16 protein-coding genes are annotated in these 18283 nt (G+C 55.7%); 1 reads left to right on the forward strand and 15 read right to left on the reverse strand.

Annotated elements, in window-relative coordinates:
- Positions 1-18: 18 nt before the first annotated feature.
- From rsmB to D3P09_RS03100, 15 genes are all read right to left on the reverse strand, one after another.
- On the reverse strand, positions 19-1518 hold the full coding sequence (rsmB, locus tag D3P09_RS03030) for a 16S rRNA (cytosine(967)-C(5))-methyltransferase RsmB (RefSeq protein ID WP_120107083.1): 1500 nt from the start codon (positions 1516-1518) through the stop codon (positions 19-21).
- Positions 1515-2462, reverse strand: coding sequence for a methionyl-tRNA formyltransferase (gene fmt / locus D3P09_RS03035; RefSeq protein WP_120108470.1), 948 nt, complete (start codon positions 2460-2462; stop codon positions 1515-1517). The genes rsmB and fmt overlap by 4 nt, the downstream gene beginning before the upstream one ends.
- 3 nt (positions 2463-2465) lie before the next feature.
- Positions 2466-2951, reverse strand: coding sequence for a peptide deformylase (def, locus tag D3P09_RS03040; protein ID WP_120107085.1), 486 nt, complete (start codon positions 2949-2951; stop codon positions 2466-2468).
- A 37-nt stretch (positions 2952-2988) separates the two neighbouring features.
- Positions 2989-5469, reverse strand: coding sequence for a primosomal protein N' (gene priA / locus D3P09_RS03045; RefSeq protein WP_120107087.1), 2481 nt, complete (start codon positions 5467-5469; stop codon positions 2989-2991).
- Entirely contained in the window at positions 5466-6680 is a 1215-nt protein-coding gene (gene coaBC / locus D3P09_RS03050) for a bifunctional phosphopantothenoylcysteine decarboxylase/phosphopantothenate--cysteine ligase CoaBC (protein ID WP_120107089.1), read from the reverse strand. Before coaBC ends, priA begins: the two co-directional genes overlap by 4 nt.
- A gap of 51 nt (positions 6681-6731) precedes the next feature.
- A complete protein-coding gene (locus tag D3P09_RS03055; protein ID WP_120107091.1) occupies positions 6732-7256 on the reverse strand; it encodes a YfiT family bacillithiol transferase in 525 nt (174 codons plus the stop codon).
- 322 nt (positions 7257-7578) lie between these two features.
- On the reverse strand, positions 7579-7758 hold the full coding sequence (locus D3P09_RS03060; RefSeq protein ID WP_120107092.1) for a hypothetical protein: 180 nt from the start codon (positions 7756-7758) through the stop codon (positions 7579-7581).
- A gap of 736 nt (positions 7759-8494) precedes the next feature.
- Positions 8495-8932 carry a DUF6157 family protein gene (locus D3P09_RS03065; RefSeq protein ID WP_120107094.1) on the reverse strand — a complete coding sequence of 146 codons (438 nt, stop codon included), beginning with the start codon at positions 8930-8932 and terminating at the stop codon, positions 8495-8497.
- A gap of 94 nt (positions 8933-9026) precedes the next feature.
- Positions 9027-9212 (reverse strand): hypothetical protein, encoded by a 186-nt coding sequence (locus tag D3P09_RS03070; RefSeq protein WP_120107095.1) that lies wholly within the window; start codon positions 9210-9212, stop codon positions 9027-9029.
- Positions 9213-9341: 129 nt separating this feature from the next.
- Positions 9342-9551 carry a DNA-directed RNA polymerase subunit omega gene (gene rpoZ / locus D3P09_RS03075; RefSeq protein ID WP_120107097.1) on the reverse strand — a complete coding sequence of 70 codons (210 nt, stop codon included), beginning with the start codon at positions 9549-9551 and terminating at the stop codon, positions 9342-9344.
- A 16-nt stretch (positions 9552-9567) separates the two neighbouring features.
- Positions 9568-10179 carry a guanylate kinase gene (gene gmk, locus D3P09_RS03080; protein WP_424452027.1) on the reverse strand — a complete coding sequence of 204 codons (612 nt, stop codon included), beginning with the start codon at positions 10177-10179 and terminating at the stop codon, positions 9568-9570.
- 19 nt (positions 10180-10198) lie between these two features.
- Positions 10199-10459 (reverse strand): extracellular matrix/biofilm regulator RemA, encoded by a 261-nt coding sequence (gene remA / locus D3P09_RS03085; protein WP_005548256.1) that lies wholly within the window; start codon positions 10457-10459, stop codon positions 10199-10201.
- 212 nt (positions 10460-10671) lie between these two features.
- Positions 10672-12555, reverse strand: a complete 1884-nt coding sequence (locus D3P09_RS03090; RefSeq protein WP_243643947.1) for a bifunctional homocysteine S-methyltransferase/methylenetetrahydrofolate reductase — start codon at positions 12553-12555, stop codon at positions 10672-10674.
- Positions 12556-12561: 6 nt separating this feature from the next.
- The gene (gene dapF, locus D3P09_RS03095) at positions 12562-13392 is read right to left on the reverse strand and encodes a diaminopimelate epimerase (RefSeq protein WP_120107101.1); all 831 of its coding nucleotides are present in this window, start codon (positions 13390-13392) and stop codon (positions 12562-12564) included.
- Between the two features lie 116 nt (positions 13393-13508).
- Positions 13509-16292: a calcium-translocating P-type ATPase, SERCA-type gene (locus D3P09_RS03100; RefSeq protein ID WP_120107103.1), complete on the reverse strand. Its 2784-nt coding sequence runs from the start codon at positions 16290-16292 to the stop codon at positions 13509-13511.
- A gap of 155 nt (positions 16293-16447) precedes the next feature.
- Here D3P09_RS03100 and D3P09_RS03105 point away from each other — a divergent pair, with 155 nt between their 5' ends.
- On the forward strand, positions 16448-18202 hold the full coding sequence (locus D3P09_RS03105) for an Rqc2 family fibronectin-binding protein (RefSeq protein ID WP_120107105.1): 1755 nt from the start codon (positions 16448-16450) through the stop codon (positions 18200-18202).
- Positions 18203-18283 lie beyond the last annotated feature (81 nt).

Genomic DNA, 18283 nt, shown 5'->3' on the forward strand with positions numbered 1-18283 from the left:
CCTCAGCCAGAAGCCGCGTCAGCGGACCTTGACCATGCGTGCGATATAGAATCCGTCGCTGCCAAAGTGCTGGGGCAGCAGCTGCAATTGGCCGTCGAAATCATCGCCGACAACGCCTGCGCTCTGCAGGCTGCGCAGAATCGCCTCCGGCCAGTCCGCATCGAGACGAAACTCGGGATGCTCGCCGAGGAAGGCCTCGATCTGGCGTTCATTCTCTTCCCGCTCCATCGTGCATGTGCTGTAAACTAACGTGCCGCCGGGACGGACGAGCCCGCTGACGCGCTCCAGCAGCTGCCGTTGCAGAGCCGCAATCTCCGTAATGTCGCCTTCGGTCTTGGTCCATTTGATCTCCGGCTTTCTCCTGATGACGCCAAAGCCGGAGCAAGGGGCATCCAGCAAGACGGCGTCCATCGACTCCGGCGCGAATCGCTCCGGCAGCGCCAGCGCATCGCCGACGACCGCCTCCACATTGCGCAGCTTGAGCCTCTCCGTCTGCGCCGTGATCAGCTCCCGCTTATGCGCATGAAGATCGTTGGCCCATACCTTGCCTTTACCTTCCATCAGCTCTGCCATATGCGAGCTCTTGCCGCCGGGGGCGGCGCAGCAGTCCAGCACCTTCATGCCGGGCTTGGGTGCCACTACCTCTGCGACGAGCATGGAGCTCTCATCCTGCAGCGACCACAGGCCTTGCCGGAATGCATCCGTGTCAGCGAGATTGCCTCCCCCGGATACAACAATGCCCGATGGCGCAATTGCGGAAGCCTCCGCATGGGCGCCCTGATCCCGAAGCTCCTGCAGCCGCTCATCGCGGCCTGCAAGCACCGTGTTCACCCGGATGCTGGCATGCGGCTGCTCGTTGCCCGCCGCGCAGATCGCTTCGGCTGTCTCGGCGCCGTAGGCAGCCACCCATCGTGCTACGAGCCATTCCGGGTAGGAATGCCGGAGCGCAATGGTAGCGACAGGCGTCTTCTCTTGAATCGCGGAGAGCACGAGCTCCGCGCGGCTCCGGTCCATGCTGCGCAATACGCCGTTCACCATGCCGGATATGCCGGTATGCCCTCTTCGCTTGGCAATCGCAACGGCCTCGTTCACCGCTGCATGGGTCGGTATCCGATCCAGGAACAGCAGCTGGTAGGCGCTCATTCTGAGCAGCTGATGCACCCACTTGTCCAGTTTGTGCAGCCCTTTGGCCACGAACTTCGACAGCCAATGATCCAGTGTAGCCTGCCGGCTGATCGTACCGTACACCAGCTCCGTCGCAAGGCCTGCGTCCTGTCTCGACAAGCCGGAGTCCTGCAGCGAGCGGTTCAGCTGAATATTGCTGTAGGCGCCCGATTCCGCCACCTTCACCAGAATGTTCAGCGCCAGCTCGCGCGGCGTTACTGATTTGCGCTTCGGCGCTTCAGCCTGCGGCCGGCTGCCGCCTCGCCCGCCTGGATGACGGCGGTTGCCGTGCGGCGCCTTGCCGGAAGGGCTGCTGCCCTTGCCCGCCGAACGCCCGTTGTCCCCGCCGCTCATTGCTCCTCACCTTCGCCGAAGCTCGAGCCCGGCTCGATCCGTGCGCCTTTGATCCATTCCGAGACAGCCATCACGCGCTTGCCGGCTGGCTGAATTTCCTTCAGCAGCAGTCTGCCCTCTCCTGTCTGCACGACAATGCCGTTCGCATCGGCGGACACAATCTCGCCTGGCGCAGCATTCCCGCTGCGCCCTTCAAGCGGCTCACAGACGCGAACCTTGAACACCTCACCGTTCAAGTAGGTGAAAGCGCCCGCCATCGGCGACAAGCCTCTGACCTGGTTGAACAGCGCTCTTGCCGGCTTGCTCCAATCGATCCGCTCGTCCTCGCGGCTTAGATTCGGCGCATATGTAGCCTCTTCCTCTGACTGCGGCACAGCTTGTACAGTGCCTTCTATAATAGACGGCAGTGTCTCGCCAAGCAGCTTGGCGCCTGCCAGGCTCAGCTTCTCGAACATGCTGCCCGACGTATCCTCATCCAGAATCGGCAGCGCGACTTTGCTGATCATATCGCCCGTGTCGAGCCCTTCCGCCATATACATAATCGTGACGCCTGTCTCAGGCTCACCGTTCATAATTGAACGCTGAATCGGCGCTCCGCCGCGGTACTTCGGCAGCAGCGACCCGTGCACATTGATGCAGCCGAGACGTGGAAGCTCCAGTACAGCTTTCGGCAGTATTTGCCCATATGCGGCCGTCACGATCAAATCCGGCTTATATTCCGCCAGCTCCGCCACAGCTTCCGGATTCCTCATCCGCTCAGGCTGCAATACAGGTATACCAAACGACAACGCCGCTTCCTTGACAGGGGGCGGCGTCAACGTTTTTTTGCGGCCCTTCGGCCGATCCGGCTGCGTTACGACGGCGACGACCTCATAGCCGCCGGAGACCAGCAATTGCAAGGAGGGGACGGCGAAATCCGGCGTCCCCATAAATACGATACGCATCAATTACTCGCCGCCTTTTCTCTGTATGTCCGAAATGTCATAGACACTCTCCGCCAAATCCGTGAATAAGATGCCGTTCAGATGGTCGATCTCATGCTGGAATGCGCGCGCAAAGTATCCGCTCGCATTCACGGTGAATTTCTCTCCGCTGCTGTTCTGCCCCTCCACCACGATGCTCTCTGCCCGGCGCACTTCGCCGTTCAGGTTCGGTATGCTGAGACAGCCCTCCGGGCCAAGCTGCTCGCCCTCTTGCTGCACGATAACCGGGTTGACCATCTCCACCAGACCGTTCTCGTCGCCTACGTCCACAACAATAACCCGCTTGGAGATGCCGATCTGCGGCGCCGCCAGACCGACGCCTTGCGCGTCATACATCGTCTCCGCCATATCCTTCAGCAGCTTCTTCAAATTATCGTTGAACTTCGTAACCTCCTTGGCTACTTCGCGCAATACCGGGTCCGGCTCCTTTACGATCAAACGAATACTCATGTTGCTTCCCTTCCTTTACTCAATATCTATCGATTTTTTATAAAATGACCTGGGGATCGACGTCGACGCTGAACGTGACGTTCTTCTGCGGCGGCCCCTCCGTAAACGGCTGGAGCGCGCGGCGTACAAGCGCGGATGCGTCGATGCTACCACGATATTTTATCACAACTTGAAAGCGGTAGCGATCTTTCATTCTCGCAATCGGAGAAGCGACAGGACCCAGCACCTCAAGCGCCCGCGGCAGCCCGCTTCCCAGCGGGGCAAGCAAGCCCTCATGCTCGGCCAGCTCCTTCAGCTCCGCAGCGAACCGGCTGCTTACCGACACCAGCAGCGGAAGCTGCTCATGCGACATCGTCACCAGCACCAGCCGGCAGTACGGCGGGTAGCCCATCATCGACCGGTGGCGAAGCTCTTCGCCGATGAAAGCCGCATAATCGTGCTGCTGCGCTGTCGTAATCGCGTAATGCTCAGGCGTATAGGTCTGAATGACAACTTCGCCCTCCAGCTCATGCCTGCCCGCCCTTCCGGCGACCTGCGTCAGCAACTGGAACGTCTTCTCCGCTGCGCGGAAATCCGGGAGATGCAGCGACGTGTCCGCCGCGATAACGCCTACTAATGTAACATATGGGAAATCGAGCCCTTTGGCTACCATTTGAGTACCAAGCAATACATCGGCTTGCCGCTCTCCGAACCGCTTCAGCAGCTTCTCATGCGAATGCTTCTCCGTTGTCGTGTCGACATCCATCCGGATAACCCGGATGCCGGGGAACAGCTTGGCCAGCTCTTCCTCCACCCGCTGCGTGCCTGTGCCGAAGTAGCGGATATGCTCGCTGCTGCAAGCCGGGCACTCCTTGGGAGCCTGCTCCGCATGGCCGCAGTAGTGGCATCTGAGCACACGCGTCTTCTGATGGTATGTAAGCGAGATGTCGCAATGCGGACAAGAGGCCGTATGGCCGCATGTGCGGCACATGACAAATGTGGAGTAGCCTCGCCGGTTCAGCAGCAGCACCGACTGCTCGCCGCGCTCCAGCCGCTCCTGAAGCTTGGCATGCAGCTTGCGGCTGAACATGGAGCGATTCCCGCCGCGCAGCTCCTCGCGCATGTCGACAACCTCCACCTCCGGCATCGGACGGCCGCCGACCCGCTCCGGCATTGGGAGCAGCGCTGGAGCGCCGCCTCCTTGGGCAGGGCGCTTGGCTGCCGCATACGATTCCATGGAAGGCGTAGCCGACCCCAGAATGACCGTCGCGCCATGCTGCTTCGCCCTTCTTACGGCAACATCGCGCGCATGATACTTGGGGCTCTCCTCCTGCTTGTAGGAGGATTCATGCTCTTCATCTATTATAATGAGGCCAATGCGTTCAAATGGGGCAAATATCGCCGAGCGCGCGCCAATCGCCACCTCCGCCCGCTTGCTGCGGATTTTGCGCCATTCATCGAACCGCTCGCCGCTGGACAGGCGGCTATGCAGCACCGCGACGGCTTCGCCGAAGCGGCCTTTGAACCGCTCTACCATTTGAGGCGTCAACGAAATCTCAGGCACAAGCACGATGGCTTGCCTTCCCTGCTCCAGACAATATTGAATCGACTGCAGATAGACCTCCGTCTTGCCGCTACCCGTTACCCCGTGCAGCAGCATCGTGCGGCCTTCACCTTCCTCCAGCGCCTCCGCAATGCGCGAAAATACAGCTTGCTGCCCCTCCATAAGCTGCAGCGGCTTTGTACGGGTAAAGTTCCGGTCCGCATACGGATCGCGGCCACTCTCTACCTCCCGAAGCACAAGCAGCTCCTTCTCGACCAGCGCCTTGATGCTTGCGGCCGAAGCGCCGGACGCTTGAACCATGTCCTGCAGCGGCATCGACTCGCCATGCTCATACATGAAGGCCAGCGCCTCGCGCTGCTTGGCTGCGCGGGCGGGTATATGCTCCAAAGCCTGCTCCAGGCTAAGCCGGGATTCCGGCAGAAACACCGTCAGCACCATTTTGACCGACAGCCTGTCCTTTATGGAAGATTGCTGCACCAGCGTCCCGTCGCCAAGCGCTTGCTTGACGGCCGTCACATGCTCCGGGAACCGCGCAAGCAGCGCGTCCAGCTTCACAAGGCCGTCGCTCTTTCCAATCCAGTCCGCAAGCTCATCCGGCAGCATCCCGGTATCCGACGGATCGGCAAGCCCGATCTTCTTCTCTTCCTTGCCTTTCAAGGCAGCCGGAATCATCGCTTGCAGCGCTTGCGTCCATGAACAGCAGTATTTTTCGCTCATCCACCTGGACAGCTCAATCATATCGGGCAGAAGAGGCGGCACAGCGTCCAGCAGCTCAGCTATCGGCTTGATGCGGGACATATCCACAGATGCAGACTCTGCAATGCCAATGACGAAACCTTGCAGCACTCTCCCGCCAAAAGGAACGCCTACCCGGCTGCCCACTTCGAGCCAGGACTGCATCTCACTTGGCACTTCATAGTCAAACGGCCGATCCGTCTGGCGGCTCGGCACGTCTACAATCACTTTGGCTATCATGAACGGCTTCCACCGCCTGCAGCGAGACGATCGTGTATCAGTTCCATCAGGCGCACCGCCGTAGCGCGCTTGGACATGAGCGGCAATGCCTCGACCAGCCCTTCCGGTCCGTACACTTCAACCGCATTCGTATCGCCGTTGAACCCCGCGCCTTCGCGGCTGACATCGTTGGCTACGATCAAATCGCAGTGCTTCCTGCGCAGCTTATCCATTGCATACTGCTCCAGCTGCTCCGTCTCCGCTGCGAAGCCAACCAGGAATTGATGCGTCTTCCGCTCGCCGATCGTCGCCAAGATATCGGTCGTGCGCTCAAGCTCCAGCACGAGCCGCTCTCCCGTTTTTTTCAGCTTCTGCTCATGCACCTGAGCGGGCCTATAATCTGCGACGGCAGCCGCTTTCACCACGATATCCGCCTCATGGAAGCGCGCCTCGACAGCCTCCAGCATATCGGCGGCCGACTCCGTCCGCACCACCGTGACTCCTTGCGGCGGCGGCTCTGTCGTCCGCCCAGCGACAAGCGTAACGTCAGCTCCCATCAATCGGGCGGCTTCCGCAACCGCAAATCCCATTTTGCCGGAGGAGTCGTTCGTCAAGTACCGGACCGGGTCAAGCCGCTCCATCGTTCCGCCAGCCGTCACAAGCACTTTTTTCCCTTTAAGCTTCTGGTTCTGACCGAACCAGACGCCGACAGCCGCCACAATATCTTCCGGCTCAGCCAATCGGCCCTTGGCGACATATCCGCAGGCCAGCTGGCCTGTTCCCGGCTCTACGAACATGACGCCGCGAGCAGCCAGCCGCTCCATATTGTCAACGACCGCAGGATGCTCATACATATGGACGTTCATCGCCGGAGCAACCAGAATCGGACAGGTCGCCGCGAGCAGCGTCGTGCTTAACATATCATCCGCATGCCCGTTCGCAAGCTTTGCCATAAAATTCGCAGTTGCAGGAGCCACGACAATCAGATCCGCATGATCGGCCAGATGAATATGTGTGACCACCTCAGGGTTGCGCTCGTCGAAAGTGTCGATGTGCACTGGATTGCGGGATAAGGTCTGCAGCGTAAGCGGCGTAATAAACTCCGCAGCGGACTTCGTCATAATGACATGTACAGTTGCCCCTGCCTGAACCAGCTTGCTGCATAGCGCAGCGCCTTTATAAGCGGCAATCCCGCCTGTGATGCCTAATATAATTCGTTTTCCTGCTATCATGCTGCCAACTCCTATTCATCAAACATCCGCCTTCTGCAAGGCGGACAGGGCTTACCATTCCATTCGTTCTCTAAGGCTTATAATATGAGCGATATGATGCCTGCCGTGCCATGCCATATAGGCGAGTAATAAGGATAATTTCATCTGGCTCCCCTTCTCGGGATGATAAAATTCCTTCTCGAAATCGGCTCGCTCCATTGATCTCAGCAGCAGCGCAGCTCTTGCATGCAGCCCGTCAATAATAACCAAGCTTAATCCCGGCGCCGCACTCTCGGAATCCGCCGTAGCCACCCAGCGATCCTCGTTGAACGGCTTGATCGTCGGGTTGGGTTCGGTCAAGGCTAGCTTGAATCTGGAAAACATATTCATGCTGGCATCCGCAATATGATGCACGACTTGCCGGACCGTCCAGCCGCCCGTCCGATATGGCGTATCAAGCTGCTCATCGCTGAGTCCCTCGACCGCCGCTCTCAATTCCGCAGGAACCTTTTCTACTTCGCCAATCCACTTCTCCATCTGTACTGCCGTCATGCCTTCGAACTGGAAACGGCCGTTGGGATAACGCAATTGCTCCATGATAAACTCCTCCTTCATGTTTTGTGATACAAAACTGAATTCGTATGCCCAGGCTTTGCGCGTTGCAGAACAACATGATTTCATAAGCCTGCGGCCAAACGTTTTGTGAAACAAAACCGGCATCATCATCTGCAGCTTCTGTTATATGAAAGATAACGGATGCACTTGTTATGGGCAAGATGTTTAGACGTTGCATAGTGCGAGTATTAGGGCTGGCGGAGCAATAGCGTTCCGAAATGCATTCTCCCCAATATCATATCATAAAGCGTGTCAAAAACTAGATACAGCGTTAAAGGCCGCCTATAATCCCTTCGACCGCTATCTAAAATTTAAAATACCGAATAACTCCAATTGAAAACAGGACAATCATTATTACAATAAAGAAGGCTAACCAGAAATTTTGTCCAGGAGAACGGCTTTTGCTCTTCAAGTTCTCAATTCGCTTCTCCAAAACATGAATTTGCCGTCTAAGCTCCTGAATATCGCGTTCTTCATCCGTCATATACCGCCGCCTCCTCGTCATCAATTTGCACCAGCCATGGTATTCATAAGACGCTGATAGAAAGAGACATGTTGCTTGATATGAAACCCACTTTTTTCACATATCAGCCTTTTATGAACGAATACGGTTACATAGAACTGTTTTTTCTAACTCGATGGCTCGTATCACGGCGCTAATCCGTCAATTCCTCCGAAATCAGCAATCCAAGCGTGCCACGAACCGTTACAGCGCCGTTTCCTGCAATTTAGGAGGTATAACGGGTTCTCACGGCGTTACACCACAAATTCCTCCGAAATCAGCGTTCCAAGCGTGCCACGAACCGTTACAGCGCCGTTTCCTGCAATTTCGAGAGTTTAACGGGTTCTCGCGGCGTTACACCATCAATATCTCCGAGATCAGCGTTCCAAGCGTGCCACGAACCGTTACAGCGCCATTTCATGCAATTTCGATGGTTTAACGGGTTCTCACGGCGTTACACCATCAATTTCTCCGAAATCAGCGTTCCAAGCGTGCCACGAACCGTTACAGCGCCGTTTCCTCCAATTTCGAGAGTTTAACGGGTTCTCGCGGCGTTACACCATCATTTTCTCCGAATTCAGCAATCCAAGCGTGCCACACACCGTTACAGCGCCGTTTCCTCCAATCTCAAAGGTGTAACGGGTTCTCACCATACTATTTGTCCACTGCATCTGCCCAGATGATTAGAATCATTACACCGCGAGCGCGCATTAGAAACCTATTCCTTCTTGCGGCTGCTTCTTAGCGCGATTTGGAGCTCCATAAGCTCATTGTTGTTGGCCTCGTCCAGCAGCTTCTGGTACGCTTCCGACTCCATCGCGTAAATGGCAATTTTCCCTTCGTCATTGTAATGAACGCCCCAGCCGAATTTCTTGGGCAGTTGAGAGGCTCTCATGCATGGGTGGCTCTTCGCCAGCAGCTCATCCCGAAGGCGGTTGCGCTCAGCTTCCGGCATGTCAGGGTCAAAGCCCTTGTGCCTGAAGTATACTTCGAACAGCTGCTCCTCAAATGTATAGTGATAAGGATAATCAGCCAGCAGCTCGTACTGGATGATATGCGCAGGCTTGCCCTCCCGTTTCGATACCGGCACTACTCCCGTCTCCACCGGACAGTCCGGCGCTACTGCCACGAACATATTCGTCCAATGTCTAATCATCACGACCAGCTCCACTCCGTTATTAGTATCAGCATGAAGAATGCCATAGTGCGCAAAAGTGAGAGAGTGCAAGAGTGCAAAACCGTTTCAACCCTTACACCCGCTTATCGATAATATGTTTTTTATCCTCTTGGCCCTCTTTGCGAAGCTCCCTGATCTCTGAGATCAGCAAATCCATTTTCTGCGACATCTTGGAGTTATCAATCGCGCCGCGGACAACCAAGCTTAAAATCAGAAAAAACAATACAAATAAAATAATAACGAAAATGATACCCGCCACTTCAAATCCTCCCGTCATGCTGCCTGCTATAAACTCTGCTCTACTCAGCGCCTGCCCGATTATCGGGACAAAAAAAGAGGTGTATCCCTGTCTCCAGTTCACACCTCTAGCTCTGATTCATCTGCCGTACTATTCGTCTTTCGCTCCAAGCGACTCTACTTGAATCAAGTCACCGTAGATCTCTTCCAGCGCAACGCCGACATACTTATGCGAACGCGGGGTAGTCAGATCGGACTTTTCTCCGTTGCGCAGCATGCGCGCTCTTCTGGAAGCGGCAACGACCAACGTATACTTGCTGTCAACCTTCTTCACCATTTCATCAATGGATGGATACAACATCAGACATTCTCCTCACTCAGGCTTTCTCGATTGTGGTCTTCATTCCCGTTACATACGGCATGAAGCGTTCCCTGCGGCAATGCTCGGCAATAATAATGCTGCGAATACGGTCGCAAGCCGCGTCTATCTCGTCATTAATAACGGCATAATCATAATGGCTAAGGAGGTTCATTTCCTCAACGGCGACGTTCATGCGGGTATCGATAATATCCTGCGTTTCTGTGCCGCGTCCGGTAATCCGCTGCTTGAGCTCATCCAGCGACGGCGGCAGTAAGAAGACAAAGATCGCTTCAGGGAAGTTTTTCTTCACCTTGAGCGCCCCCTGCACTTCAATCTCCAGAATAACATCTTTGCCCCCCGCAAGCGTACGGTCGACAAAATCACGGGGAGTCCCGTAATAATTGCCCACGTATTCTGCATGCTCGAGCAGCGCATCGCGCGCGATCATATCCTGAAACTGCTCTCTGGTTTTAAAAAAATAATTGACGCCTTCAACCTCGCCCTGTCTCGGTTGCCTGGTTGTGGCCGATACGGAATAGACAATCTCCGGCATTCTGGCGCGAAGCGCTGTGCACACCGTTCCTTTTCCGACTCCGGCAGGACCGGACAAAACAATTAACAATCCCATTTGTTCCATACTCCCCGTACTATTCGTCGTTATCGTCATCCTTGGTGGACAGACGATGGGCTACCGTCTCCGGTTGAACCGCAGATAAGATGACGTGATCGCTGTCTGTAATGATAACCGCGCGAGTGCGGCGGCCATAAGTCGCGTCGATCAGCATGTGGCGATCCCGTGCTTCTTGAATGATGCGTTTGATTGGAGCCGATTCCGGGCTCACGATCGAGATAATGCGATTCGCAGATACGATATTCCCGAATCCGATATTAATGAGCTTAATAGCCAAGCCAGGTCCCCCTCCGCCTACGGTCCTTCTATGCGCAATGATAGTTGCCGATTTCCAAAAAACGACAGACCATTGCTCTATTGTTGACTAAAAAATGAATGAGCATACGTATTACAACTGCCGTCCGCTCCAACTTATGCCTTATTTTAATTGATTTCTTCCCGTGGAACAAGCAAAAGTTAGGTGACATTTATTTTTGGCATATTCAAAAGCTAGCGTTTTGTTTTTTCCCACACGTATTCAGTGAGCTGGACAGCCATGTCATAGAACATGAACGGCGTGATCAGATAGATGCCGTTGAAGTGCTGGAGAGCGCAGTCCAGAAGCTCCTTTGCGATCTTAACCCCTTCAGCCCGGCCCTCCGGCCCTTCCAGTCCCGCCATGCGAGCACGGACGTCATCAGAGAGCTGAATGCCCGGAACCTCGTTGTGCAAATATTCGGCGTTGCGCCCGTTCGCCAGCGGCATGATGCCGATGAAGACCGGCACGCTTAGATGCTTGGTCGATTCCGCAATTCGCTCGATTAGCCCTGTATCATAGACAGGCTGAGTCATAATATAGTCCGCCCCGGAAGCGATCTTCCGCTCCAGACGCTGAACCGCCTTGTCCAGATGCTTGACGTTCGGATTGAACGCCGCGCCTACGACAAACTTCGCTTTCTGCTTCAGCGGCTTGCCCGAGAAGGCTACCCCTTCATTCAGCTGCTTGATCATCCGGATCATCTCGAAGGATGTTAGATCGTAGACCGAGCTGGAGTCCGGCAAGTCGCCGAATCTGGCAGGGTCTCCAGTCACGGCGAGAACGTGGTCGATACCTAGCGCGTCCAGACCCATCATATGGGACTGTGTTCCGATCAGGTTGCGGTCGCGCGCCGCGATATGAACCAGCGGACGAATATCGAGACGCTCTTGCAGCAGTGCGGCAAGGGCAATATTGCTCATCCGCGTCACAGCCAGCGAGTTGTCCGCCATCGTCACGGCGTCCGCTCTCGCTTCTCTCAGCGCCGCAGCGCCTTCCATAAATTTGCGGATATCGAGATCCCGCGGCGGGTCAAGCTCAACGATGACCGTATGGCGCTCCTTAACCAGATCGACCAAAGTCGGCTCTTGGTGGATATCCCCGTAAGAAGCATGTTCAGCCGGCTTCGGCGTGTTCTCGCGAACGAGCTCCGACTGACGCTTAGCTGCAGCCGCAGCGCCAGGCTGAGGCACGTAATTCGCTAATGATGCCGCCATCGCAGCCACATGCTCCGGCGTCGTGCCGCAGCAGCCGCCAATAATGCGAGCGCCGCGGTCCGCGAACTTGCGGGCGCATTCCGCGAAGTATTCCGGTCCGGCGGAATACGTATATTTGCCGTCTACATAATCCGGAATACCGGCATTCGGGTAGACAGAGAATGGCAATGCAACCGGCGCGCTGATGGAATCCATCGAGCGCATAATGCCGTTAGGGCCGCTGCGGCAGTTGAAGCCGACTACATCGGCTCCAAGCGCCTGCAGCTGATTGAACGCATCCGCCAGCGTAATCCCGTCCGCAGTGCGTCCCGCGTCCTCTACGGCAAATTGGCAGATGACCGGAATATCCGTCAGCTCACGGGCAATACGGACCGCAAGCTTCATCTCTTCCAGATCATAGAACGTCTCGAACAGCAAGCCGTCGACGCCTTCTTCAACCAGCACCTTCATCTGCTTCTCATAGGCATTGATCACGCGCTTTGTCCGCAGATTTTTGCGCTTGCCGTCGCGGATTGAACCTATCGATCCTACAACATAAGCATCGGGTCCGACGGCCGAGCGTGCAATCCGCACGCCTGCGCGGTTGATAGCCTCCATCTCGTCCTCCAGCCCATGCTTCGACAACTTCTCCAGGTTGGCAGAGTATGTGTTCGTCTCGATCAGCCTTGCTCCCGCTTCATAATAATGGCGGTGCACGCTCTCGATGACTTCAGGTTTCAGTACATTGAATTCTTCATAAGAAACGCCGACAGGGAACCCCATCTGATACAGATAGGTTCCCATGGCTCCGTCGCCGACCAGGATGCGCTCAGCGAGCGCTTCCCGCAGATTAGGTCTTCTCAATTGTTCCGCACCCATCATGATCACCTACAACACTCCGCGGAAAACTTCCGCGGCAGGTCCTGTCATGTAGACGTGGTTGTCGTTCTCATTCCACTCGATCAGCAAATCTCCGCCCTTCAGGGAGATCGTCGCCGTGCGGTCGGTCGCTCCTGTCAGCACGGATGCGACCAGCGTCGCGCATGCGCCGGTGCCGCATGCCAGCGTAGGGCCGGCGCCGCGCTCCCATACACGCATGTCGGCTTGCGTGCGGGAATTGACGGTCGCGAATTCCACATTGATCTTGCGCGGGAACATCGGGTGCGTCTCCAGCTTCGGCCCCCAAGTCTCCAGATCGAATCCGACCGCGTCATCCACATAGATGACGCAGTGCGGATTGCCCATCGATACAGCCGTAAATTTGAATTCGCGGCCGTCTACTTCAATCGGATGCTCAATGACGCGCTCAGCGTCAACAGTCGTCGGAACTTGCAGTCCATTCAAGATTGGCTCGCCCATATCGACGCGCACCTTTTGCACTTTGCCGCCTTCTACGGTCAGCTGTACCTTCTGTACGCCGGCCCCAAGGGTCTCAACCGTAATTTCTTTCTGATTCGTGAGGCCGTTGTCATATACATATTTCGCCACGCAGCGGATCGCGTTGCCGCATTGCTCCGCTTCGGAGCCGTCGGAATTGATAATCCGCATGCGGAAGTCTGCGTTCTCCGAAGGAAGAATATAGACCAGCCCGTCTGCCCCGATGCCGAAGAACCGGTTGCAGAGAGATTCCGCCAGCCCCGCTACATTGTCAGGCAGCGCCTGCTCTCCCGCGACAATGATAAAATCATTGCCCAGACCATGCATTTTCGTGAAGTTCATCTATCGCTCTCTCCTTATAGGCCCATTATGCTAATCTATCATCATTCCTATTAGCATACCGCAAAGGAGAAAGAAACGCTATTCATAATTTGCATCAACATTTGTACTTTTCCGCTTTATCTAGCAACGCTTTGCGGGCCAAGCGGCCATTTGGAATTCGTCTTTGTTTTGCCGGATTTGCCAAGCACGCTGCCAATTCCCATCACAAATGTCGGAATTCCTGCAGCTACAAAGACGAGACACCATTCGCGGAAGCCGATCGGCACCGTCTTGAAGATCGGTTGCAGCGCTTCAATATATAGCACGCCGAGCATAAGCAGCAGCGACGAGAGAACCGCGAGCACCAAATATTTATTTTGGAACGGATTGCGGTGGAAGATCGAACGCGAGCTCCGGCAGTCGAAGACGTGAATGAGCTGCGCCATTACGAGCGTTGCGAACGCGACGGTCTGCGCCTTCATCAGTCCCTCGGCTGTGCCTCCGCCTTCCCGAAGCGTAATCCAGAAGGCGCCCAGCGTACAGATGCCGATCAATACGCCCCTGCTTATAATCTTCCATCCCAGCCTGCGGGCAAAAATGTTCTCCTTTGCGGAACGGGGCTTCTGCTGCATCAAATCCTTCTCCGCCTGATCGACGCCAAGCGCCATCGCCGGCAAGCCGTCCGTAACGAGATTTACCCATAGAATCTGAATCGGCACAAGCGGCAGCGGCAGACCAGCCATCATCGCGAGGAACATGACCAGAATTTCGCCTACGTTCGACGCCAGCAGATAGCGGATAAATTTGCGGATGTTCTCATAGATGCCCCTACCCTCTTCAATAGCCGCTACTATAGTTGAGAAGTTATCGTCGCTCAGAACAAGCGCTGATGCCTCCTTCGACACATCCGTTCCCGTAATGCCCATGGAGATGCCGATATCCGCGGCTTTGATTGCCGGCGCGTCATTGACGCCATCGCCGGTCATGGCGACGACATGCCCTTTGCGCTGCAAGGCCTTGACGATGCGGAGCTTATGCTCCGGAGACACCCGCGCATAGACGTACGTATTGTCGACTAGCCGATCCAACTGCTCGTCGTCCATCGCCTCCAACTGCCGTCCGCTCATCGCGATGCCGCCGCGCGGCATAATGCCGAGCTGGCCGGCGATTGCCTCAGCCGTCAATTGATGATCGCCCGTAATCATCACCGTCTTGATGCCTGCCCTGCGGCAGGTCGCAATCGCATCTTTCACTTCGCGGCGCGGCGGATCGATCATGCCGGCCAAGCCAACAAAGATCAGATTGTTCTCCGCTTCCGCCTCTGTCTCGCATCGCTCGGTAGAGCGCAAATCGCGGTAGGCGAAGCCGAGCACGCGCAGCGCTGACAGCGCCATAACTTCACCCGCTTCCGCGCACTTGCGCTTCAGCGTATTGGTGAACGGAACAACCTTGCCATCCCACAGCACATAAGCGCATTGCTCCATCAGCATGTCCGGCGCGCCCTTGGTGCAAAGCAGCCTGCCTCCCTGATGGGATAGCAGCACCGACATGCGCTTCCGCTCGGAATCGAACGGGAATTCCTTAACCCGCTGATAGAGCGCCTCCAGCGACTTGGCTGACGAACCCAGCTTGGTCGCAAGAACCGTAAGTGCGCCTTCTGTCGGGTCCCCCTTCAGCGTCCATTCCGGCTGAGGCTCCTTGCTCTTGCGGCGTTTCTGCTCCTCTGGCTCTGACCTGACGAGTACAGCGTTGTTGCAGAGCGCGCTGATCTGAAGAAGCCGTTTGATCGACTGGTCGTTTTTCAAGTCAAGCGCTTTGCCGTCTTCATATATAGCGCCTGTCGGATCGTAGCCTTCGCCGCTGACCTCGAGCTTGCGTCCGCCGATCCATACATGCGTAACCGTCATCTTGTTTTGCGTCAGCGTGCCTGTTTTGTCCGAGCAGATAACAGAGGCGCAGCCAAGCGTCTCCACTGAAGGCAGCTTTCTTACGATAGCCTTCCGTTTGATCATCCTCTGGACGCCGAGCGCCAGCGCAATGGTCACAATCGCAGGCAAGCCTTCCGGAATTGCCGCTACCGCGAGACTGACGCCCGCGAGGAACATGCCATATGCCGGCTGGCCATGCAGAATGCCCGCCACTACCACCATTACTGTCAAGCCAATTGCGACGACGATAAGCAGCTTGCCCAGCTGCTCCAATCTATGCTGAAGCGGCGTCTCCATGGACTCCGTCTCCTGGATGAGTCCGGCGATTTTGCCCATTTCCGTCGCCATGCCTGTTCGAATGACAACACCCCTTGCGGTACCGCGCGTAACCATTGTTCCCATGAACCCGATATTGCGCTGGTCGCCGAGCGGCAGCTCCTCTTCACCAATTACAGCAGCGTGCTTGCCGACTGGAACCGATTCACCGGTAAGAGCCGACTCTTCAATATAGCAGCTGTTGGCCTCTATGAACCGAAGATCGGCAGGCACGCGGTCACCGCTCTCCAGATAGACGATATCTCCGGTTACCAGATCCTTGGCGGCAACAGTTACCAGTTCGCCTCCCCGTATCACCTTGGCCGAAGGTGCCGACAGCTCCTTGAGCGCGCGAAGAGAACGCTCGGCACGAAATTCCTGCAGGAAGCCCAGGACTGCATTCAGTACAATAATGGCTACAATCGTAATGGCGTCCAGGTATTCGCCAAGCAGCCCCGATATTAAGGTAGCTCCCATCAGAATGAGCACCATAAAATCTTTGAACTGATTCAGTAACAGGATGATTGGCGAGATACGCTCCCCTTCCGACAGCTCATTGTGTCCATGCTTCTCGAGTCTCTCTGCCGCCGCAGACGGCTTAAGTCCGCTATCTTGCGAACTGCCGAGCGAGTCAAGAAGCTCGCTTGTCCCCATCTGATGCCATTTCAATTGTTCCATCTCATGATTCCCTCCCGTTGGTTGCCGTTCCAGCGGACAGCCCATACTTACGGTATATGTATTCGGACAGCCTATAAAATATCCCAGAGAGGCTTAAGTTTTTGTCCGGAATATGGCATGATAGAGTCATACTGCAAAAGAGAGGTACTGAAATTATGGCATTAGACGGCATTGTCGTCCGAGCGGTCGCCGCAGAGCTGCAGCGCTGCGTCGGCGCGCGTATTCATAAAATTCATCAGCCCGCCGAGCATGATCTCGTATTGTCTGTGCGCGGAGGAGGACTGAATTCAAAGCTGCTGCTGTCAGCGAACCCTACTTATCCTAGAACGCATTTTACGACGGCTGCCTATGTCAATCCGCTGGAAGCCCCGATGTTCTGCATGCTGATGCGCAAGCATTGTGAAGGCGGTGTCATCGAAGCGGTCCGCCAGATCGGCAGAGAACGGATTATTCATATCGATGTCCGTCAGCGGGACGAGCTGGGCGATCTGAATTTTAAAACCATAGTGATTGAAATTATGGGCCGCCACAGCAACATCATTCTGATTGACACCGCAACCGGAGCTATTCATGACGGCATTCATCATGTAACGCCTGCCATCAGCGCCTACCGGATCGTTATGCCTGGCGTTGCCTATACGGCGCCGCCTGATCAAGGGAAGACTGACCCGCTTGCCGTAGCTTTCGAAGATCAGTTCAGGGAACTGATGTCTCAGCCCGGAGAAGATGCGCCAATCGCGCTTCATCAGTCGCTGGTTGGAGCCTTTAGCGGCATCAGTCCGCTGCTTGCCAAGGAGATCGTGTATAGGGCGCAGACGCAAGGCACAGATGAGTCAGCTGCGATTCCTGCGCTGTGGAGCAGCTTCTCCAGCTTGATGGAGGGCTTCCGCGAGGACCGGTATGAGCCTGCTATCGTTACGGATGCAGCCAGCGGCAAAGCCAGCTTCTCCGTTACGCCGCTTACCCATATCCATGGCGAGACTCTCTCCTTCGGCTCTGTGAGCGAATGCCTGGAAGCCTTCTATGGCGACAAGGCTGAGCGGGATACAGTCAAGCAGCGTGCTGCGGACCTGATCCGATTCGTCCAGAATGAGAAGAGCAAAAACACAGCCAAGATCAAAAAGCTGGAGGAAACGCTCGAAGAAGCCAAAGACGCCGAAAAGTACAGGGTGCTTGGCGAGCTCTTGACCGCTTATATGCACCAGTTCAGTCGCGGCGACGAGTCTGTCGAGCTCGTCAATTTCTATGACGAGGATCAGGCTATGGTTAAAATCCAGCTGGACCCTCAGCTCACGCCGTCCGATAACGCCCAGCGCTACTTCCGCCGGTATACCAAATACCGCAACAGCTTAACGGTTGTAGCGGAGCAAATGAAGCTGGCAGAAGCCGAGATTGCTTACTTCGAGACGCTGCTCCAGCAGCTGAATGACGCCGCTCTATCCGATATTGAAGAGATTCGGGACGAGCTGGTCCAGCAAGGTTATCTCCGCGAGCGCAAGACGCGCGGGCCGAAGCGCAAGAAAGCCCAGCATCCGTCGCTGCTGTGCTACACTTCCTCAGAGAATGTTCCGATATACGTCGGGAAAAACAATATGCAAAACGAATATTTGACGAACCGTCTGGCTTCTCCGACGGATACCTGGCTGCATACCAAAGATATTCCCGGCTCCCACGTCGTCATCCGGGGCGGAGACTTCGGAGATGCGACACTGGAGGAAGCGGCTATGCTAGCCGCACACTTCAGCCAAGCCAAAGACTCCAGCATGGTGCCGGTCGATTATACCTTTATCCGCCATGTGCGGAAGCCTAGCGGAGCCAAGCCGGGCTTCGTCATCTACGACCATCAGAAGACGCTCTTCATCACGCCGGACACGAATCGCCTCAAAGCGCTTCCTGTTGCGGTCAAATAATAAATGAAACAAAAACACCCTTAGAGTGAATCACCGGATAAGCCTTCCGCTTATCCGATGATTGTCTAAGGGTTTATTTTA

The organism is Paenibacillus pinisoli, from assembly GCF_003605435.1.
In the GTDB taxonomy this organism is placed as follows: Bacteria; Bacillota; Bacilli; order Paenibacillales; family Paenibacillaceae; genus Pristimantibacillus; species Pristimantibacillus pinisoli.